Genomic DNA, 20759 nt, shown 5'->3' with positions numbered 1-20759 from the left:
CTGATAAAATCATTAATTATTATGACCAATTGTCATTAAGCGCTTGGCTTACAAATTTTTACTGATAATATAACGCACTAATATTCAGATAAAAATTTTGATGCTGTGAAGGTAATTGGCTCCCATTGGCCGTTTGTTAAACAGTTAAAATAATTATAAAAATCGGTTGGTTAGTAATCCAATTAACAAGGGACCAAGATGGACTTTATGAATCGTTTAATAAGTACCTGTATATCGACTTGTATCGTTTTTTCCGTGTTTATCGCAGCAGATGTTGCGGCTAAGCCTATTGAGCTAGTTGGCCCCAATAACAAGGTGGCCGGCAAGAATAAAACGGCAACTTATGGTCCAGTAAAAACAACTGACACCTTGTGGCGTATCGCATTTAACCATCGCCCAGATCCTAAACTAACCGTTGATCAAGTTTTAATTGCCATATTCATGGCAAATCCTCATGCTTTTAAAAACAACGACATTCATTCAATTATTAGTGGTTCAACGCTGACAATTCCATCTCAATCAGATATTGAAAGCATCACTGACGCCGCAGCCAAACTTCGCATTGCCAATAACGATCAACTTAAGACGAATAGCCGTCCTGCTCCGCGAACTGTGTCGCCGACCACTGAATCGAAACCACCAGCCACAACAAATACACAGACTCAAACGCAACAGACTAAACCAACGGTTGTAGTACCTGAGCCAGTTGAGAAAAAACCGGAATTTGTTGATGAGAAAGGGCCTGAACAGTCAGATACTGATGACCAGAGCGCGAACGTAACGCCAGTGCAGCAGGAAAATCCTGGACTATCAGAGCAGCTTGCGCTAGCGATGACAGATATGCAGCTGTTGATTAAAGAAAATCAGGCATTAAAAGAGCAAATTAAGGCTCTTGATGACAAGCTTGCAGAAATGCAGACGCAAGAAGCTTTAGATCTGCAAGCTCACGAAGAATTAGCAGAGTTGAAAGACGAATTAGCAGAAATTCAACTTGCGAAAGATATGGAGCACGATTCGCTACTTAACAACGGTTGGGTTATCGGCACCATTTTCAGCTTACTATCCACTGGTATTATGGCGGGTGTTTTCTTTTGGTTAGTACGTCGTCATAAGCCAGCGCCTGAAGAGCCAACAGAAGCGAAAACTGCAGCAGATGATAATGCGGTTCCTGATCTCGAAACCGAAGATGACTTGTTGGAAGTAGATGCTGATGACGATCTGTTGATCAGTGATGAAGACGATGATCTTTTAGAAATCAGTGACATTGATGATTTACCAGATCTTGATGATGATCTGTTGTCAGATGGCGATGAAGATGATGAATTATTAGTGCCATCTGATCTCGATGAAATTCAACTAGATGACAGTTCTGAATTACCAGAGCCAGAAGAAGAGGTTACCCAAGAAGAAGCTCCTAAAGAAGATGAGGGGATTTTAGCTCAAGACGATTTAGAAGCGCTTTTGGCACAAGCTGATGAGCTTGAAGAGGAAGAGGCACAAGGTGATCCTGATCTTTCTGATGAAATTGTTAGCACCGATGACATCGATGCGTTATTGGCCCAAGCCGACGAATTAGAAGTTGATGATGCCGACGAATTAACAAGTGACGATGATATCGATGCGCTGTTGGATGAAGCCAATGATGCAGTTGCAGCGGATGATATTGATGCCTTGTTAGACGAGGCTAACGCACCTGTTGACGCAGATGACATTGACGCTCTGCTAGATGAAGCCAACGCGCCAGTTGAAGCAGATGATATTGATGCGTTGCTAGATGAAGCCAACGCGCCAGTTGAAGCAGATGATATTGATGCCTTGTTAGACGAGGCTAACGCACCTGTTGACGCAGACGACATTGACGCTCTGCTAGATGAAGCCAACACGCCAGTTGAAGCAGATGATATTGATGCATTGCTAGACGAAGCTAACGCACCTGTAGACGCTGACGATATTGATGCATTGCTAGACGAAGCCAACGCGCCAGTTGAAGCAGATGATATTGATGCGTTGCTAGATGAAGCCAACGCGCCAGTTGAAGCGGATGATATTGATGCATTGCTAGACGAAGCCAACGCGCCGGTTGAAGTGGATGACATTGATGCATTGCTAGATGAAGCTAATGCACCGGTTGAAGTGGATGACATTGACGCTCTTCTTGCGGAAACTGACGAATTGGTTGAAGAAGATGCTACAGAACCAGCAGCCGATGTTGCGGTTGATGACATTGACGCTCTTCTTGCGGAAACTGACGAATTGGTTGAAGAAGATACTGTAGAACCAGCAGCCGATGTTGCAGTTGATGATATCGATGCACTTCTTTTGGAAACGGAGAGTTTAGCAGAAACCGATGAACTTGTTGAAGAAGATGCAGTTGAAGCAGCGGCCGATGTTGCTGTTGATGATATTGATGCCCTTCTTTTGGAAACAGAGAGTTTAGCTGAAACTGACGAATTGGTTGACGAAGATACTGTAGAACCAGCAGCCGATGTTGCAGTTGATGATATCGATGCACTGCTAGCAGAAACCGATGAACTTGTTGAAGAAGATGCAGTTGAACCAGCGGCTGATGTTGCAGTTGATGATATTGACGCACTGCTTTTGGAAACAGAGAGTTTAGCGGAAACTGACGAATTGGTTGAAGAAGATGCTGTAGAACCAGCAGCTGATGTTGCCGTTGATGATATTGATGCACTGCTTTCGGAAACAGAGAGTTTAGCCGAAACAGACGAGCTTGTTTCACAAGAGACGGTTGATACGTCGGCGGAGTCAACTGGCACGGTTTCAGATGTCGAAGACATTGATTCACTGCTTGGTGGTGCGTCACAACCCGATCTTGAACTGCCAGAAGATGATATTGAGCCGTTAACACTTGAAGTTGAAGAAGAGGTTGTTGCGCCAGAGGGGCTAGATGAACTACTAACTGAAACTGATTCTTTAGCTGCCCCAGAACAAGATGACAGACCAATCAGTACTCTTGAGCAGTTGTCACAATTAGATACGGTAGATGAGCCTTATCTGATGACTGAAGATGCTACTGAGGAAGATTTTTTTAGCGAACAAACTGCACAAGTAACTGATTCCGCCGAAAGTAATAGTGGGTTGAGTGATGCCGAGCAGCAAAACTTAGCACAAGCGCTCGAATCGCTTGATGACTTTATCGAGCCAGTAGCATCGAGTGAACCAACGCCTGAGTTGGCCATAGAGCAACCGCAAGAACTTGCACCAAGCCAAGAAGCACAACATCTCGTTGATGCGTTAGACAGCATGCTTGATACATCAGCTGAGCCACAAACTGCGCAAGCGGCAGTTGAGCTTGATGAGTTTATTAATAGCGACGCCATAGAGTTAGATGACGCAGATCTAACACAATCGATGGCCGAGTTTGATGAAGAAGCTGTGATTGAACCGTCAACGCAAGAGTCGGTGGCAGCACCGGTAAACAGTACGTTAGCTGATAGCGTAGCTCAGCTCGATGATATCAAGGAACCAGCGGTTGATTTGCTCGATGCTGAAGAGCAATTAAGTGAACAACTTCCTAAGTTCGAGCAAGAAAATAGTTTTATCGACATCGATAAGTTGCTTGATGAGTCGGCGATGAACGAGCAAGAAGCTGAGCCGTATCAAAACGTTGATTTAGATATTGGTCTTGATGAGTTTCCTGAAATGTTGCCAGAAACCGGTGGCATCGATGTTGATGATGATCCAAACGGCGCATCGAAAAAACTCGACTTAGCACGTGCTTATTTGGAAATTGATGACGAAGATAGCGCCCGCGATATGCTGGAGCAAGTTAAGCAGTCAGGCGATGAGTCGCAAATAAAAGAAGTCGAAAAGCTGATGAAGCGACTTAAGCATTAGCTTAATTGTGTTAAGGGACGAATATTTAGATAAGTCCTCTTTAAACAAGCGCATTATTATCCGATAATGCGCTTTTATTTTTTCAGTTGGTTTTAAAATTATGCGCATAGCATTAGGTGTCGAATACGACGGTTCAGCATATTACGGATGGCAACGTCAAAAAGACGTGATTTCTGTACAGGCAGTGCTTGAAAAAGCCCTGTCGAAAATTGCCAATGAACCAATTACGGTGCAATGTGCTGGTCGTACAGATACTGGTGTGCATGGCACTGGACAGGTAGTGCATTTCGATACCACGGCAGAGCGCGACGATCGCGGATGGACCTTAGGTGTAAACGCTATCTTACCCGACAATATCGCTATTCGATGGGTTAAGCGGGTGCCAGATGAATTTCACGCCCGCTTTAGCGCCTTTAATCGTCGTTATCGTTACATTATTAGCAATGGCGCACTAAGACCAGCAATTTTAAGTAGTGGCCTTAGTCACTATTACCAGCCACTTGATGAATCGCTAATGATTGAAGCGGGCAAACATTTCGTTGGCGAACATGATTTTACATCCTATCGTGCACTTCACTGTCAGGCACATTCCCCGGTGCGTGAAATTAAACATCTTACTATTGAGCGTATAGGCCAATATATCGTGGTAGATATCAAAGCTAACGGCTTTTTACATCACATGGTGCGTAACATCGTTGGTACCTTAATAAAAGTCGGCGAGGGGGAATTGCCGACCGATGCTCCATTGACATTCTTAGCGCAAAAAGATCGCGCTCTTGCACCGCCAATGGCTAAAGCTGGAGGTCTATACCTAGTAGAAGTAGAATATCCAGAAACATTTGAACTCCCACGGCCTGCAGTAGGTCCATTATTTGTTCAATAAGCGAGATCTTCGGCGGTTGTCCTTAACTTGTTGAACGATCGCGGCAAAATCATCACTTAGTCGTAAGGGTAAGACCAGTTATTTATGTCTTTTACCCTTGAGAATATGGTTTAATGTCGCCAGTTTTAGTACTTAACTAACCCTTTGTAAGCTTTTTATTCAATAAACGGTGTCTTTTTTATGGACAATTGATGTAAAAGTGTCGATAAATATTCGAAAATTGTAATGATTTGTTGCGAAATGACGATAATGAATTACTTTTATTATGTTTGAGTATTCAATGGTGTTAGTTGGGTCGACGGTAATCGAAACAACGTCTATGTGCGTTAGTCATTAAATTACCGGTTTAAGTGTTTTATGAATTATTAAATTTCACGGATCTTTTATGAGCTGGATAGAAAAAATTGAAAAGATGCTGCCTACAGGCATCTCAAATCAACGTAAACATAACATTCCTGAGGGTGTTTGGAGTAAATGTGGTTCTTGTGATCAAATCATTTACCGCGTTGAGTTAGAGCGTAACCTAGAAGTATGTCCGAAATGTGACCATCACATGCGCATTAGCGCACGTAAGCGTCTGTTAGCGTTTTTAGATGATGGTAGCGCAAGTGAACTAGGTTTAGATCTTGAGCCGCAAGATTTACTTAAATTTAAAGACACTAAAAAATATAAAGATCGCATCAGTTCAGCACAGAAAGTATCTGGCGAGAAAGACGCGATGGTGGCAATGGAAGGTACCTTAAAAGGTATGCCAGTTGCTGCATGTTCATTTGAGTTTGGCTTTATGGGCGGCTCAATGGCGTCTGTAGTAGGTGCTCGTTTTGTTGCAGCAGCTCAAGTTGCTTTAGATAAAAACATTCCACTAGTGTGTTTCTCTGCATCTGGCGGTGCGCGTATGCAAGAAGCGTTAATGTCACTCATGCAAATGGCTAAGACAAGCGCTATCTTAAATCGTTTAAGCGAGCGTGGTATTCCTTACATCTCAGTATTAACCGACCCAACGATGGGTGGTGTTTCTGCAAGTTTGGCGATGCTAGGTGATATTAATATTGGTGAGCCTAAAGCGCTTATCGGTTTTGCTGGCCCACGCGTAATCGAACAAACTGTTCGAGAAACGCTGCCAGAAGGTTTCCAACGCAGTGAATTTTTGCTTGAGAAGGGCGCAATTGATATGATTGTCGACCGTCGAGAAATGCGAAATACTATTGCGCGTTTATTAGCCAAAATGACTGACCAGCCAGCGATTCCTCAAGAAGTGAATTAAGGGCCATTGTTCATTCTGGTTAGATAACGCTAGCGGAATGAATAATGAATCAAAGCTTTAATACCAACAGCCAATCCCTCAGCGATTGGCTGTCTTATTTAGAATCCATCCATCCCCAAGAAATCGAAATGGGACTAGATCGCGTACGCGAAGTCGCCAATCGAATGAATCTTCTTAACGATCTCAATAACGTTATCCTCGTTGGCGGCACCAACGGTAAAGGTTCAACCTGTGCTTATTTAGAGCAACTTATCTTAGCCAGTGGCCACACAACAGGTGTATTTAGTTCACCGCATATTATTCGTTATAACGAGCGAGTTCGCATTAACCATCAAGAGTTAGCAGACGACGCACACATTGAGGCGTTTCGCGCGATTGAGTTAGCGCGTGGTGATATTGCGTTAACTTATTTTGAAGTGAACACCCTAACGGCACTGTTCTTAATGAAACAGGCGAACGTTGATTATGTGATTTTAGAAGTTGGATTGGGTGGCCGCTTAGATTCCACGAATATCGTTGATGCTGATTTAGCCATTATTACTTCAATCGATTTAGATCATCAAAGTTGGCTCGGTAATACCCGTGAAATGGTTGCGTACGAGAAAGCTGGCATTTTTAGAACCAATCAAAAGGTCATTTGTGGTGAACCAAACCCGCCTCAGCCTATGGTGGAAAAGGCGAAAGAATTAACTTGTGACATTGCTTACAAGGGTAAAGATTTTAGCTTCGACGCATTCGAACAGCATTGGCAGTTCAAAGGTAAAAGTCACAGCTATTGTAACTTAGCGTATACCAAGCTACCCATGACCAATGCAGCGACTGCTTTGGCGGCATTTGAAGCGCTTGGATTACAGTTACCTGATAGCAAGATCGAAGAGATTATTGCCAATACCAGTCTCAATGGCCGTTTACAGCAGATTGGTAGTGAACCCGCTATCTATCTTGATGTTGCCCATAATCCGGAAGCAGGGCGCTACCTTGCAGCTTGGATAGCGCGCCAAAACGCAGCTAAGGTACATGTGGTTTGTGCGATGCTCGGTGATAAAGACAGTGCTTCAACCCTTGAGGTAATTAAGCCCTTTGCCCACCAATGGTACGTTGCTGGCCTCGATTGCGAGCGCGGTGCAAGTAGCGATCAGTTGTTCGCGTCATTAGGTGTGGAAGACGCGCAAAAGTTCGAAACAGTTAATGAAGCATTGAACGCGGCAAAAGCAGTGGCTAACACAGATGATTTGATCCTAGTCTTTGGCTCGTTCTTTACTGTAGCTGCCGTGTTAGAGCAATATTAACAATAGCTTAGGCTGCCATTTTATTTTATAGTGGCTGCTTATAAAATCGTTGTAGATTTAGGGACATCAAGTGAGTGATCAAATTAAAAATCGCGTAGTAGGGGCAATTGTACTATTTGCGCTGGCGATTATTTTCTTACCAAAAATATTTGACGGAGAGAAGCAATCGCAACGTCAAGCGTTTGTGACTATTCCTGATAAACCAACGCATCAACAGCCGGATGTGAGTAAGATTCAATTGGATAAGCCGCCAGCGGCCAAGAAAGAAACAATTGAGCCTAAGCAAACTGAAAGCGAAGTTATTGTCACTGAGAAAACCGCTGCAGCAACAGCTGCTTCTGAAAAGCCGATTCAAGAAAAGCTTAGTCAACAAAAGACTGGATCAGCGAAAGCCGAGCAAGTGAATGACGCGGCTAAACAGTCAACCGTTGTGACATCTTCAGCTAAGAAGATTCAGACTAAACCTGCGATCAAAGCTGAAGGGTGGGTAATTCGTATGGGAAGCTTTGGTAATCCTAACAACGTAAACGCGCTAGTTAAAAAGCTACGAAAGCAAGGATTTACCGCCTACAGTGTACCAGCAGTGCCGCGCTCTGGCGTCACTAATAAAGTTTACGTTGGTCCTGAGCTTAGTAAAAAGAAACTACGAGCGATGCAGCCTAAGTTGAAAAAAGCCTTTAAAGAGGCAGGCGTCATCGAAAAATATAATCCAATCCAATAGTTTTTGAATCAAGGATAGCCGTTCACTGTAGCGGCTATTTTTTTGACTTCATTTTCTTGTGTTTTATTCGCATGACCATGACTTAAGTCCGAGTTTTACGAAACCTGACACAGGGTACAAATAATTATTAAAATGATTAAAAACAATATCTTATATGGTACCTTATGTCCACTGTTTGTTATTGTTTAATCAATTAAGAGAAAAGAGGAAACTTATGCTAGGAATTTTTTATAAAGTTGGTAAAATTCGCACAAATTTGCAAGGAGTGTCACATAAATGAAGATGATTTGGATAGATTTTGCGATATTGATCATCATTGGTTTATCGACACTGATTAGTTTGGCCCGTGGCTTTGTAAAAGAAGCATTATCATTGGTTATTTGGGTTGCTGCGTTTTTTATTGCCAGTACGTTTTACGCAGATCTCGCTGCGTTCCTAACTCAAATAGACGATCCTATGGTGCGAAATGCAAGTGCAGTGGTCGCGCTATTTATTTGTACTCTGATTATTGGTGCAATAGGTAACTACGTTATTGCTCAGTTGGTTATTCGTACTGGCTTGTCAGGTACAGATCGCATGCTAGGTGTAGTTTTCGGTGCTCTGCGCGGTGTGCTAATCGTTGCTGCGGTACTCTTTGCAATAGATTCATTTACAACATTATCAAATTCAGATTGGTGGAAGAATTCTGTCCTTATTCCTGAATTTGGCGGTGTTATCGAATGGTTCTTCGAGTTTTTAAAAGAAAACTCGAGCTTCATTAAACAACAAGCTTAGTTAACTAACTCAACATTGTTGAGAGGGGAAAATTTATGTGTGGTGTCGTTGGTATTGTTGCCTATAGTCCTGTAAACCAATCACTTTATGATGCGTTAACGGTGCTACAGCACCGGGGGCAAGATGCCGCAGGTATCTGTACTGTAGACGAAGGTAATTTTCGTTTACGCAAAGCTAATGGTCTAGTGCGTGATGTGTTTGAGCAAAAACACATGAAGCGTCTTCAGGGCACCAGCGGTATTGGCCACGTTCGTTATCCAACGGCGGGAACTTCAACATCGGCCGAAGCACAGCCGTTCTACGTCAACTCACCATTTGGTATTTCGCTAGCCCATAACGGTAACCTGACTAACTCACGCGCGTTGCAAGATTATTTATTTAACGTCGCTCGTCGTCACATCAATACCAATTCAGATTCAGAAATTCTTCTAAACGTATTAGCCCATGAATTATCGGTTAATCCGGCGATGAAACTGTCACCGCAAGAGATCTTTGACAGTGTTGCTCGTACCATCGCCTTGTTACAAGGTGCTTACGCTGCGGTGGCCTTAGTAATTGGTCACGGTATGATTGCGTTTCGCGACCCTTACGGTATTCGTCCATTAGTGTTAGGTCAGCGAGAAGAAGAAGGCGAAGTAGAGTACATGGTAGCGTCAGAAAACGTTGCACTTGATGCACTTGGTTTTAGCTTTTTGCGTGACGTTGAACCTGGTGAAGCAGTGTATGTTGACGAGCAAGGCCATCTACACACGCAACAGTGTGCGAAGAACGCCCAATACGCGCCGTGTATTTTCGAATACGTCTACTTTGCTCGTCCAGATTCGTTTATCGATAAAATCTCTGTATACCAAGCTCGTCTTAACATGGGTAAGAAGCTCGGTAAAAAAATTGCTCGTCAGTGGGAAGATTTTGATATTGACGTGGTTATTCCTATCCCAGAAACGTCGTGTGATATCGCCTTAGAAATTGCCAGCGAGTTAAATATTCCATACCGTCAAGGATTTGTGAAAAACCGTTACATTGGCCGTACCTTTATCATGCCTGGTCAAAAGATGCGCCGTAAGTCAGTGCGTCGTAAGCTAAATGCAATTAAGAGCGAGTTCAAAGGTAAAAACGTATTACTGGTTGATGATTCGATCGTGCGTGGTACAACGTCTGAGCAAATCATCGATATGGCGCGCGAAGCTGGCGCTAATAAGGTGTATTTTGCATCTGCAGCACCAGAAATTCGCTTTCCGAATGTATATGGCATCGATATGCCATCAGTAACAGAATTGATTGCTCATGGCCGTGAAATGGATGAAATTGCCGAGCAAATCGGCGCTGATGATTTGATTTACCAAGATATTGAGGATTTGATTTCGGCAGTACGCGACGAGAATCCTGAGATTGAAGCTTTTGAAACGTCAGTGTTTAACGGGCGTTATGTGACGGGTGATATTAGTCAAGAGTATCTAGATGAAATTACGGGCCTGCGCAATGACAGCGCCAAAGCCGCGACTGAAGCCAAGGCTGAAATATCTAATATTGATCTTCACAACGAAGCAAACTAGTCGATAAATCCAATTGGATTAGTTAGTAAATTCCTGAGGAGCAGTGCCAACGATGGTGCTGCTTTTTTTTGTGTCGTTAGTTACCAATAATTAGAAAAATTGCTGTGGATATTCAAGCAGCGCTGGGCCATATGTGGGCTTAGTGTTTTAGAAAAGGTAACGAAAGATAATGTATAAGATTAAAAAACCGCTAACTCTTGTTAGCGGCTGAGTATTTGAATTGTTATAGAGACTTTTCAAACTCATCAAATTGTTGGTTAAGCTGTGCGTCTTCTTTTGCAGTCATGATGCTAACGACAACGCCTGTGATTAATGCAAACACAAAGCCCGGTACAATTTCATAAAGGTCGAATAAGCCACCTTCAAGGTTCTTCCAAATGATCACGGTGAGGGCACCTGTGATAATCGATGCTATTGCGCCAAATTTGTTATAGCTGCGCCAGTATAGTGACAAGATGACCATAGGGCCAAATGCCGCGCCAAAACCAGCCCATGCGTAACCCACAAGGCCAAGGACATTAGATTTAGGATCAAGGGAAATAATGGTAGCAATAGCGGCGATGCTAATTACCGCTAAGCGACCTACAAGCATAAGTTCTTTATCGGTGGCTTTAGGGTTAACAAACGGACGGTAAATATCTTCACTGATCACACTTGAACTTACCAGTAATTGGGAATCAACGGTACTCATGATGGCAGATAGAATTGCAGCGATAAGAATGCCTGATACCCAAGGATTAAATGCCACTTTACTTAAGAAAATAAACACGGTCTCCGGATTATCAAGTGGTTGCTCGGCAAAATAAGCCGCGCCAACAAGACCAGTGGCTAACGCTCCACATAAGGCTAAGATCATCCAGCCCATGGCAATGTTACGCGATACTGCCACATCACTTGGTTTAGCAATCGCCATAAAGCGCACTAAAATGTGTGGCTGACCGAAATAGCCAAGGCCCCACGCGAGTAATGAAATTAAACCGATAGCACCGGTTGTTGGAGATATATCAAACATTTTCTCTGGTAGGGCGGTTGTCATTGCTTCGCTACCGCCGATTTCAACGAACATCGCTGCTGGGACGATGATTAATGCCAATAACATCAAGATGCCTTGGAAGAAATCTGTCCAACTTACCGCGAAAAATCCACCGACATAGGTATAGGAAACAATAATGAAAGTACCGATGAGCAGGGCCATGGTGTAATCAAGGCCAAATACTTTTTCAAATAAAATAGCACCGCCCACTAGACCTGAGGCTGTGTAGAATGTGAAAAATACTAAGATAGCAATAGCAGCAACGGTTTTTAATAAGCCAGTATCACCAAAGCGGTTGGCAAGGAAGTCTGGCAAGGTTTGGGCATCGCCAGCGACTTCGGTATAAACTCTTAAACGCTTGGCAACAAACATCCAGTTAAGCGCAGCGCCGGCCACTAGACCGATGCCGATCCACACTTCGCTGACACCACTTACGTAAATTGCGCCAGGTAGGCCGAGTAACAACCAGCCAGACATATCGGATGCACCAACACTAAGCGCAGCGACACTAGGACTTAGGCTGCGACCACCGAGAATGTAATCACTGTGATTATTGGTTTTTTTGTAAGCGTATAAGCCAAGCATGAGCATGCAGGCTAAATAAAATATGAAAGTGACGAGAATGGGGAGTTCAATAGTCATGGTTTATTCTTATTATTTTTAGTTAAAGGACGTTACAAACAAAAACACCGAAGTAATAACTTCGGTGTTTCGCAGTTATTCGGGCCTGTTTATCTTTTTTGAAGGTTTTTGCAGCGAATTGTTCGGGTTTTATACAAGGCAGAGCCTGCGACGCTTAGTGGGCTAAGCTAGCAGGCGATAACGCCGTAGAAATCACGAACAAACGCTGTCCTTCGTATGCAATGACAAGACATTTTCGCGGCGTTTTTCGTCGTTCGCCTAGGTAAACTAGGCGTCGCTCCTCATGCCTTGCGAAAAAGCCTTGTCAATTGCACAAAATTCATCCTCAAAAGATAAACAGGCCCCAATGCGATTGTATCGCATTAAGGAGTAATTGCCACTAAATTGACCAATCTAATTGGCTTTCCATATTAGACTTAAAGCTAGTGATATCAGAGTTTTTAGGACCAACAATCACTAAATAGCCTTCTTCTAGTTCGGTAATTGAACCGTCAAATTGCTCGTTGCCAAATTTCGCTTTAATTTCATCAAACTTTTGCGATTTAGGTACTAAAAACACATTCACTTTTTGTGTGTGATTCTGGTAAACCAAATGGGCACTTGCCACACCTTCGAAATCACAATGAGCTGACCAAAGCACGTTATCGACGTTGGATAGTTTGGCACCATACACCGCTAGTTGTTGATTCACTCGATGTAACGACGGGTTGGTGTCTGTTGCGCCAGCAAATGGTAATCCGTGCTCAGTGTGTGATAGGGCATGGTCCATTAAGTTGTGGTTATAGTGATTATTGCCACTAAGCATAAACATACTAACCGCCATAATCGCAAATGATGCTGCAATCGCTAGGTATGGCTTAAAGCGATTGATTTGGCGCTTTGGCATTGGCGTAACGTTGTCTAACGCAGGCGTGTTACAAATGTCCTGTATTGCCGCTAGATGCTCTGCTGAAGGCTCAGGAATATCCGAGATAAACTCTTGGAAGAGTTTATCGTTTTCCTTTGCTTCGGCAACGATTTGCGCCAACGCCGGATCCTTTGCCACCGCTTCTAAGAAGTCGGGGTCGCTATTGTGGGGATCGGCAATAGCTAAATCGTAAAAATCTAATGGTTTCATTTTTCCGCAGTCCTGCTTACTGCATTGCTTTTTATAAGCTCTGCTAATTGTTTCTTTGCTCTAAAGAGTCTAGTCATGACAGTGTTTTTATTTAAATTTAGCTGGCTGGCAATTTCTTCGCCGCTAAACCCAAACATCGCCTGCATAATCAAAGGCTCTTTATAATCATCCGCTAACATGTTGATTGCTTCATGTAGCTCTTCTTTTTCGATAGATGTTTGCTGTTGTGACTCATCATCGTCGGCAACGCTGTAATCATCAATATCGACTAAGGATAACTGTTTGCGCTCAAATCGACGCGCATTTTCTCTGCGCAATATAGTTATCAACCAGCCTTTAGCTGCTTTGATGTCTTGTAGCTGCTCAATAGCACGCCACGCCCTTAAAAAAGTTTCCTGAACGATGTCTTCAGTGACTTGTTTATCTTTGGTTAACCAATAACCATATCGATATAAATCAGTATGATATTGGGCAACAAGGGCTTCATATTGCTTTTTTAGTTCGTTATCTTTCTTCAAGACCGCTAACCCTTTTTAAAACTTTCATTATTTTCAAAAATAATGGAGTTAATTTTTGTATAGCCCATCTAGTGATGGTTTTGTCGTCACTTTGTAATTCTTCATAAATGTGATGACGCTTTGCTTTAGCGCTTGGCAATTGCCCGTTTGTGGTTGCTTGCTGTATTGCTCGCCAGCGAGTCGTTCATAGTGTTCGGTGATAGTGCTGTCGACAACCACTGGATCTGACAGCCGTAAGTTGAAATCACTATTTAACCACAATGGTAATAATTTCATGACGTTGCCAACGTCATTTTTTTCTAAAGCGGCGATGAGTGTAGCATAACTCGCCGTTGATGTTTCAACTGATTTTGTGACAGCTGGCGTGTCGCTATTCAATCTTGTGCGTAGTTTCAAACTATAAATCCCTAACAAAATCACAAGCAATGCAAGCGTAGCGACGCTAATCGGCCAGATGATGTTTAATTGGGCAGCGACGCTAACTACCTGTGGCGTTTGCTGTTGCGGCGGTGTTACTTGTTGTGGCTGCTGGATAGGTGTTTCAACTTGCTGCTGTGTCTGATTAGCTGGGGCAACAGTAATGGTTTTGGCGGCAATTGTTGCCCATTCAACACGCTCAGTCGAGACATTAAACCACGGCACCTTGATTTCGGGTAAGGTCACTGTACCTGCTTTACTCGGAATTAGCGCGAGTTTCTGAATTACCTGCGAGATTAGCGTGTTGCCACTAAAGCCGGTTTTAAGTTCAGGTTTATCTGGGTAGCTTTGGACATCAGTGCCGTTATCAATAGTTAAATCTGGTAGCTGCTCTGTTGCTATGTTAGCTGCAGATAATGTGATAGTGCGGGTGATAGGCTCACCAACGCGATAAGTTTCTTGCTGTTCCCAATCATCTTCTATAGTCACTATTTCAGACGCTAACCATTGACCAGGGAAATCTGTTGGTATTGGTTTAACTGTAATGGTCTCATTATTCGCGAGTAAGGTAACTGGCTTAGAGCGCCCATAACCATATTGGCTGATATCGCCGCGAAATATACTGCCTTGTAAATCAAAGGTGCCAGCTTGCGTTGGGCTAATGCTATAGCGTCTAGTAATAGTGCGATAACGCTTGCCGTTAACGATTTCACTGGCATCTGTATCTTCACCCATTTGCACAACATCAGCACCAATCAGGCTTGGCTCTTGTAAATTAGCTCGTTGTAGGCGCGTGCCGATATAGAGCTTAATCGTATAAATCAGCGGCTGACCAATATAGCTAGTGGTGGCAGAAATAGTGGCATCGAGTTTTACTTCCTGATTCTCCTGCGCACTTTGTGTTTGCGGAATAATCTTCATGGCAATAGGTTGACTGCTGATGCCATCAACGGTTAACGAAGGAATGGTGTAGTCCCCCGGATTACGGGCGATTAAAGCCACACGCCATGTCGTTTGCTGCGACATGCTGCCATTGAGAATTTGGGTATTAGAGGACACAGACGTTTGACCAACAATAAAATCCTTTAGTAACGCTTTAGTATCTAGCGTATTTCTATTGACTGAATCATCGGCGACTACATTTAGGATAAAGGTTTCGCCTGCCATTGCTGGATTGCGATCAACTTCAGCCCGCAAGGTGGTGATTGCATTTGCTGTATGACTAAGCAGTATTGTCAAACAAGCGATAACAATCAGTAACGCACAGCGCAACCATGACGCTAATTCAGTTTTGTGCTCAAGAGAGAATTGTTGTTTGATTACCACTTTTTACGTTCCTTAGTTGTCACTCGTTGATACTGACGTTTACGGGCTTCCACCGCCATTTTGTTTTTTAATAGCAGGGAAGGATCGTCAGGGATCTTTTTCACTAGCTGATTGAGGCGTTGCAATTGCTCAGGCGTTAAATTGTCTTCGTTAAACATCTGCTGTTTTTGCTGTGCCGCTTGCTGCGCTTGTTGTTGCTGAGCCTTTTCTTCGTCGGTTAACGGCTGTTGCTGACCTTGCTGCTGAGTTTGCTCTTGTTCTTTACCGTCTTGATCTTTTGCATTTTGTTGGCTTTGCTGCTCGTTTTGTTGTGGGCTTTGCTGGGCATCACCTTCTTGTTGTTCGCTTTGCTGAGACTGTCCATCGCCAGACTGCTCTTGAGATTGCTGGTTATCGCCATCTTGTTGCTCGCCGTCCTGAGCATCTTTACCGTTCTGTTGTTGCTGATTCTGATCCTTGCCTTGACCTTGTCCCGATTGGTCTTGCTGCTGTTGCTGCTGCATTTGTTTGAGGATCTCAAGGTTCTCCTTGGCATTGGGGAAGTCAGGCTGTTGGTTTATTAGCGATTCTAAACGTTGAATGGCGTCATCGATTCGCTCCATTTTGGCAAGTGCGTTGGCTTGATTGAACAGGCCTTTAGGGGCTTTGTCTTGTTCAAAAGCACTGAGGGCTTGTTCATAATTGCCATTTTTATAATGAGCTGCGCCGCGCCATTGTGGATCATTAAAATCGCTTAATGCCTGTTCAAAATCTTGCGCTTGGTAAGCATCGTAGCCGCGCTGATTTTTACTCTGCCATAGATTGTTCCACCAACTAGATTCTGTCGTGCGCTGAGTTAGTTTCTCTTGTACTTGCTGCGTGCTTGGTAGCTGTGCTGACTTATCACTCACTGGTGTGGTGGCGAAGGCTGGTTGTGGTGCAAGTTGCCCTAGGAAAATAACACCGACGATTGCCGCCAGTGCGCCGCGTCTAAACGCAAATAATGCAAATGGTAGAATCAGCAGAACAAGGTAAGGTCCCATCTCATGCCATTCGTCACCGAACTGTTTGTCGCGTGCCTCGTCGTCAATCTCATCTGGCGCTAGTGTTTGGGTGAGGTAATCGATATCCGACTGATCGTTGGTTAAATTGCTGTAGCGGCCGGAAAGGGTGCTGGCGAGATTTCGCAGGATGTTGGCCTGTAATTTAGGGATTACAATATTGCCAGCATCGTCTTTTAACAGCTGTCCGTTGGGTAGCTTAATTGGCGCGCCTTTAGCCGTGCCAACGCCAAGAATATTCAAGGTGTATTTAGTGTTTTTAACAAGCTGAGTAATGGCGCGGGCGTCACCCGGCTCCATACCATCGGTAACCAGATAGAGTTGACCTTGGTTGTATTGGGTTTGTGACAGAAGTTCGAGTGCGCGTTCGACAGCGACAGTAGGATCCGAACCATACACTGGCATAATCTGTGGATTCAAAGCCGGCAGAAGGTTATTAAGGTTTGCAACGTCTTGGGTCATTGGACTGATGACGAAAGCATCGCCAGCATAGGCAATAAGGCCTGTTTCACCTTCGCTTAGACGATTGATAAGATCTTTGATTTTAAATTTAGCGCGGGTTAAACGATTTGGCGCGAGATCTGTGGCATACATCGATAATGACATATCCGCTATCACAATCTGCGCTTGTTTAACTTTAAACAACGGCTGCTCGATGCGCTCCCATGTTGGGCCTGCCATAGCTATCGTGGCTATTAACGCGGCAAGCCATAACGCAAAACCTGATTGTTTTTTTTGCGTTGCGCCACTTTCGACGATTAACAACTTGGCCAAATGTGCGGGTAAAACCTGATGCCATTGGCCCTGACGGCGCTGCGCTCTAATGGCTAACAATATCAATACAGTTAAAGGAATAATAGCGACTAACCACCACGGGCGTAAAAAATGAAAATCTGTCATTAATGTTTCCATTACTTTTGCTCCCTGATGATAACGCTTACGAGAAGGAGGCCGACAATTAGCATCGCAATGGCAAGCGGCCAATAAAACAAGGCTTGTTGTGGGCGCATCGTTTGCTCGTTGGCTTCGATTTTTTCCAGTGCATCTAATTGGCTGTAGATGTCTTCTAGCTGATCGCTATCGGTAGCTTTAAAGAATTTGCCATTGGTGGCTAGCGCGATATCCGTTAAGGACTCTTCATCGACACCCGTACTGCGATTAAAAAAGCCAAATTGACGGTTGTTTTCACTGCCGACACCGATAGTGTAAATGGTGACGTCTTTAGCAATGGCAAGTTCGAGTGCTTGCTCGGGAGAAATACTGCCCGCAGTGTTTTCACCATCGGTTAGTAGAACTAACACTCTGTTACTGTCTTCTTTGTTGTCGAAGCGTTTTACCGCTAGACCGATAGCTTCACCGATGGCGGTACGTTGGCCAACCAAGCCTAGAAATGATTCGTCTAACAGTGTTTGTACTGTGGTTAAATCGAAGGTGAGGGGCGCTTGCACGTAGGCGTTATCTGCAAACAAAATAAGGCCAATGCGATCGCCTTGTCGTTTTGCTATAAAGTCTGCCAATACCGATTTAACCATGGTTAAACGATCCACATAGCGGCCGTTGAGTTTCATGTCATCTTCTTGCATCGACGCTGACAAATCCACGGCTAAAATGAGTTCACGTGCTTGGGTTGGTTGCGTAATTGGTTCGCCAATCCACATTGGTTGGGCGCTACTAACGATTAATAACAGCCATACCAAAGTACTGGCAACTAACTTGGCTGCTGATTTATTGCTAGTGGTCTCACTTACGGACGGAAACGCACGATTATTGGCGACTTTGAGTGCGGATAGTTGCGGTTGCTGTGTTGGTTTTATTAGGAAATAAACTAATAATGGCAGCGGCAGGGCGATAAATATCCAGGGAAAATTAAATGACAGCATGGTTCATCTCATTGACTGTGGTGTTACTCAGATTGCTAAGCCAATGTTTTGCTAGCGTTTGGTATTGCGCTTTGTACTGCGCATGCTCTGGGCGATAGAGCGCTTGGTGAATGTCGTTTAATGTTTCGTGTTGGGCATTGGGTAAATTCTTGGCCAAAAAGTCAGTCCATTGTTTATCCGTTAATGGGCCGATGTTTTGCGCTGGGCAATAATGAATGGCGACTTGTTTAAGCAGCTGATTAATGTCATCGCAGCTTTCACAATTAGGGAGTTTCTCTAACGCAAGGCGTTTAATTGCCCAGCGGTGGCGATGGCTCATGAAATGTGAAATCGCGATGCCCAATAAAGATACAACTAGGGCTATCAATAACCACCAACCGATGGCAAGTGGCCAGATCCCCGGTTTTGCTGGCACGACGATATCGTGTAACTGCGGCGCAACGGCAGCAGACATTAACAACGTTGAATTAATCATTGCTACTCTCCGCTGTAGTTTGGCGACTATATCGCTGGTTGAGCTGATCAAGTAATGGCAAGTGTGCAGAGAAATTCAACATAGGGATCTTAAGCTTTTTAAGGGTTTGCGCCCGTTCATCGAGCAAGGTCGACTGATGCAGGGCGTATTGCTGACGGCGTTTGTTGTTGAGTAAAAACTCTGTCCGATTTACACCATCGGTAATAGCCAGTGCTCCCGATAGCTCGTCGGGTAAATTATGCTCTAAGGGATCGGTAATTTGACAGCCAATAATCTCATTGTGGCGCGACAACAACTGCAATTGCTTAATGGCTTTAGAGGTGAGACCACTAAAATCCGACAGTAAAAATACTAAACTGCCAGGCTTTACGACTCGGCGCAGACGCAAACATGCCTTCTCGAATGATTGTGGATTGGTTTCGTTTCGCTTAAAGGACTCTAATCCTTGGTTGTGAAGTTTCACCAAGTATTCAATCACGCCTAATGCGCCATGATGACGGTTGCGAGGTTTTAGCTCGCGATGATCGTTATCGTTAAAGAGGAGCGCGCCGATGCGATCGCCATTGGCTACTGCGGACCATGATATCAACGAGGCCAGATGGGCAATTTGCACCGACTTTAACAGCATTTGCGAGCCGAAGAATTGCTGGTGTGAAAAATCGACCAGTAATACCACAGGGCGTTCCCGCTCTTCGCGGTAGATTTTGGTGTGGGTTTTACCTGTTCGCGCTGTAACGCGCCAGTCTATGGCTCGAATATCGTCGCCGACTTGGTAATGGCGCGCTTCGTCAAATTCCATGCCGCGACCTTTGGTTTTAGCGACAAGCGTACCTGCCATATGAGATTTGATTTGGTTTTTGGCAGACAAATCGAGCAGGGCACTGCGGCCGCGATATTCCAGCAGCTCTTTAATTGTTAGGTTGATGCCATCGCTAAACGGTGGAAACGAAGCCGTCATATTAAGGTACTGCCACCATAGTTAATATTTTATCAATCACCATGCTGGCGTTAATGCCTTCTGATTCTGCTTCATAACTAAGGAGCAGACGATGACGTAATACATTAGGTGTCACGCTGATGATATCCTCAGGGCTCACAAAATCACGACCGTGCAGCCATGCGCGCGCTCGTGCACAGCGCTCAAGTGCGATGGTTGCACGTGGGCTGGCGCCAAAGGTAATCCAATCTTTAAGTTGTGGATCGATATTCTCTGGACGACGTGTTGCCATAATGATCTGAACGATGTATTCCTCAAGCTGCGGCGCGAGGTAGATTTCTAAACAGGCGTTACGGGCGTCTACGATTTCAGCCTGACTCAGCTCAGGTGCTTCAACAGTTGCCTTACTCAGTGCTTCATTGCGGTTAAGGGCAAGGATCTCACGCTCAATTTCTGCGCCTGGGTAATCGATGGCAACATGCATTAAGAAGCGATCTAGCTGCGCCTCAGGCAAGGGATAGGTTCCTTCCTGCTCAATTGGGTTTTGCGTCGCCATTACTAAAAACAGATCCGGTAATTGATAGGTGGTACGGCCAACGGTAATTTGGCGCTCAGCCATTGCTTCTAATAAGGCAGATTGTACTTTTGCCGGCGCACGGTTAATTTCATCCGCAAGGATCAAGTTGTGAAACAGCGGTCCTTTCTGAAACTCGAACTCGTGAGTTTCTGGGCGATAAATGTCTGTACCTGTTAAGTCGGCCGGTAATAGATCTGGCGTAAATTGTACGCGGTGAAAATCGCCATCGATACCATCTGCTAGAGATTTAATGGCACGGGTTTTTGCAAGTCCCGGTGGTCCCTCAACGAGGATGTGGCCATCAGCTAATAGACAAACCAACATCGATTGAGTGAGTTCAGGTTGGCCGAGAATTTGGGTATCGAGATATGCCTTGAGCTGTTCAAATTTACTGATGGCGGTCATGCTGTTTTTATACCTATTTATTGTCCGTAACAAATCGCATTGGGACGGTT

Annotated in this window: 16 protein-coding genes; 7 read left to right on the top strand and 9 right to left on the bottom strand. The window is 44.3% G+C overall.

Going from position 1 to position 20759, the window contains the following annotated elements; translation table 11 throughout:
• The first annotated feature begins 207 nt into the window (after positions 1-207).
• From MHM98_RS10370 to purF, 7 genes are all read left to right on the top strand, one after another.
• Positions 208-3858, top strand: a complete 3651-nt coding sequence (locus MHM98_RS10370; RefSeq protein WP_239439202.1) for a FimV/HubP family polar landmark protein — start codon at positions 208-210, stop codon at positions 3856-3858.
• Positions 3859-3958: 100 nt separating this feature from the next.
• Positions 3959-4741: a tRNA pseudouridine(38-40) synthase TruA gene (truA, locus tag MHM98_RS10365; RefSeq protein WP_239439201.1), complete on the top strand. Its 783-nt coding sequence runs from the start codon at positions 3959-3961 to the stop codon at positions 4739-4741.
• A gap of 385 nt (positions 4742-5126) precedes the next feature.
• Entirely contained in the window at positions 5127-6005 is an 879-nt protein-coding gene (gene accD / locus MHM98_RS10360) for an acetyl-CoA carboxylase, carboxyltransferase subunit beta (protein ID WP_239439200.1), read from the top strand.
• A 44-nt stretch (positions 6006-6049) separates the two neighbouring features.
• Positions 6050-7294 (top strand): bifunctional tetrahydrofolate synthase/dihydrofolate synthase, encoded by a 1245-nt coding sequence (gene folC, locus MHM98_RS10355; protein WP_239439199.1) that lies wholly within the window; start codon positions 6050-6052, stop codon positions 7292-7294.
• 70 nt (positions 7295-7364) lie between these two features.
• Positions 7365-8015, top strand: coding sequence for an SPOR domain-containing protein (locus tag MHM98_RS10350; protein ID WP_239439198.1), 651 nt, complete (start codon positions 7365-7367; stop codon positions 8013-8015).
• A 282-nt stretch (positions 8016-8297) separates the two neighbouring features.
• The gene (locus MHM98_RS10345) at positions 8298-8789 is read left to right on the top strand and encodes a CvpA family protein (RefSeq protein ID WP_239439711.1); all 492 of its coding nucleotides are present in this window, start codon (positions 8298-8300) and stop codon (positions 8787-8789) included.
• A gap of 35 nt (positions 8790-8824) precedes the next feature.
• On the top strand, positions 8825-10342 hold the full coding sequence (purF, locus tag MHM98_RS10340) for an amidophosphoribosyltransferase (protein ID WP_239439197.1): 1518 nt from the start codon (positions 8825-8827) through the stop codon (positions 10340-10342).
• 223 nt (positions 10343-10565) lie between these two features.
• Here the strand turns inward: purF and putP are convergent, their stop codons facing one another.
• From putP to MHM98_RS10295, 9 genes are all read right to left on the bottom strand, one after another.
• On the bottom strand, positions 10566-12017 hold the full coding sequence (gene putP, locus MHM98_RS10335; protein WP_239439196.1) for a sodium/proline symporter PutP: 1452 nt from the start codon (positions 12015-12017) through the stop codon (positions 10566-10568).
• A 379-nt stretch (positions 12018-12396) separates the two neighbouring features.
• The gene (locus MHM98_RS10330; RefSeq protein WP_239439195.1) at positions 12397-13134 is read right to left on the bottom strand and encodes a DUF3379 family protein; all 738 of its coding nucleotides are present in this window, start codon (positions 13132-13134) and stop codon (positions 12397-12399) included.
• On the bottom strand, positions 13131-13652 hold the full coding sequence (locus MHM98_RS10325; protein WP_239439194.1) for a sigma-70 family RNA polymerase sigma factor: 522 nt from the start codon (positions 13650-13652) through the stop codon (positions 13131-13133). Before MHM98_RS10325 ends, MHM98_RS10330 begins: the two co-directional genes overlap by 4 nt.
• A 48-nt stretch (positions 13653-13700) precedes the next feature.
• Positions 13701-15395: a BatD family protein gene (locus MHM98_RS10320; protein ID WP_239439193.1), complete on the bottom strand. Its 1695-nt coding sequence runs from the start codon at positions 15393-15395 to the stop codon at positions 13701-13703.
• Positions 15389-17335: a VWA domain-containing protein gene (locus MHM98_RS10315; protein ID WP_239439192.1), complete on the bottom strand. Its 1947-nt coding sequence runs from the start codon at positions 17333-17335 to the stop codon at positions 15389-15391. The genes MHM98_RS10320 and MHM98_RS10315 overlap by 7 nt, the downstream gene beginning before the upstream one ends.
• 11 nt (positions 17336-17346) lie before the next feature.
• Entirely contained in the window at positions 17347-18315 is a 969-nt protein-coding gene (locus MHM98_RS10310; protein WP_239439191.1) for a VWA domain-containing protein, read from the bottom strand.
• On the bottom strand, positions 18302-18790 hold the full coding sequence (locus tag MHM98_RS10305) for a DUF4381 domain-containing protein (protein WP_239439190.1): 489 nt from the start codon (positions 18788-18790) through the stop codon (positions 18302-18304). Before MHM98_RS10305 ends, MHM98_RS10310 begins: the two co-directional genes overlap by 14 nt.
• Positions 18783-19748 (bottom strand): DUF58 domain-containing protein, encoded by a 966-nt coding sequence (locus MHM98_RS10300; RefSeq protein ID WP_239439189.1) that lies wholly within the window; start codon positions 19746-19748, stop codon positions 18783-18785. Before MHM98_RS10300 ends, MHM98_RS10305 begins: the two co-directional genes overlap by 8 nt.
• Position 19749: 1 nt before the next feature.
• A complete protein-coding gene (locus tag MHM98_RS10295) occupies positions 19750-20709 on the bottom strand; it encodes an AAA family ATPase (protein WP_239439188.1) in 960 nt (319 codons plus the stop codon).
• Positions 20710-20759: the final 50 nt, after the last annotated feature.

It is taken from the genome of Psychrobium sp. MM17-31 (genome assembly GCF_022347785.1).
Classification (GTDB): domain Bacteria; phylum Pseudomonadota; class Gammaproteobacteria; order Enterobacterales; family Psychrobiaceae; genus Psychrobium.
Note: the sequence above shows the minus strand (reverse complement) of the source record. Positions and strands in the feature narration are given on the sequence as shown.

What these genes read in the sequence shown, in the direction of transcription:
- purF (WP_239439197.1), top strand. Translation starts at nt 8,825, where the DNA reads ATGTGTGGTGTCGTTGGTATTGTTGCCTATAGTCCTGTAAACCAATCA.
- MHM98_RS10330 (WP_239439195.1), bottom strand. Translation starts at nt 13,134, where the DNA reads ATGAAACCATTAGATTTTTACGATTTAGCTATTGCCGATCCCCACAAT.
- truA (WP_239439201.1), top strand. Translation starts at nt 3,959, where the DNA reads ATGCGCATAGCATTAGGTGTCGAATACGACGGTTCAGCATATTACGGA.
- MHM98_RS10370 (WP_239439202.1), top strand. Translation starts at nt 208, where the DNA reads ATGAATCGTTTAATAAGTACCTGTATATCGACTTGTATCGTTTTTTCC.
- MHM98_RS10345 (WP_239439711.1), top strand. Translation starts at nt 8,298, where the DNA reads ATGATTTGGATAGATTTTGCGATATTGATCATCATTGGTTTATCGACA.
- MHM98_RS10305 (WP_239439190.1), bottom strand. Translation starts at nt 18,790, where the DNA reads ATGATTAATTCAACGTTGTTAATGTCTGCTGCCGTTGCGCCGCAGTTA.
- MHM98_RS10315 (WP_239439192.1), bottom strand. Translation starts at nt 17,335, where the DNA reads ATGACAGATTTTCATTTTTTACGCCCGTGGTGGTTAGTCGCTATTATT.
- putP (WP_239439196.1), bottom strand. Translation starts at nt 12,017, where the DNA reads ATGACTATTGAACTCCCCATTCTCGTCACTTTCATATTTTATTTAGCC.
- MHM98_RS10295 (WP_239439188.1), bottom strand. Translation starts at nt 20,709, where the DNA reads ATGACCGCCATCAGTAAATTTGAACAGCTCAAGGCATATCTCGATACC.
- MHM98_RS10310 (WP_239439191.1), bottom strand. Translation starts at nt 18,315, where the DNA reads ATGCTGTCATTTAATTTTCCCTGGATATTTATCGCCCTGCCGCTGCCA.
- accD (WP_239439200.1), top strand. Translation starts at nt 5,127, where the DNA reads ATGAGCTGGATAGAAAAAATTGAAAAGATGCTGCCTACAGGCATCTCA.
- MHM98_RS10300 (WP_239439189.1), bottom strand. Translation starts at nt 19,748, where the DNA reads ATGACGGCTTCGTTTCCACCGTTTAGCGATGGCATCAACCTAACAATT.
- folC (WP_239439199.1), top strand. Translation starts at nt 6,050, where the DNA reads ATGAATCAAAGCTTTAATACCAACAGCCAATCCCTCAGCGATTGGCTG.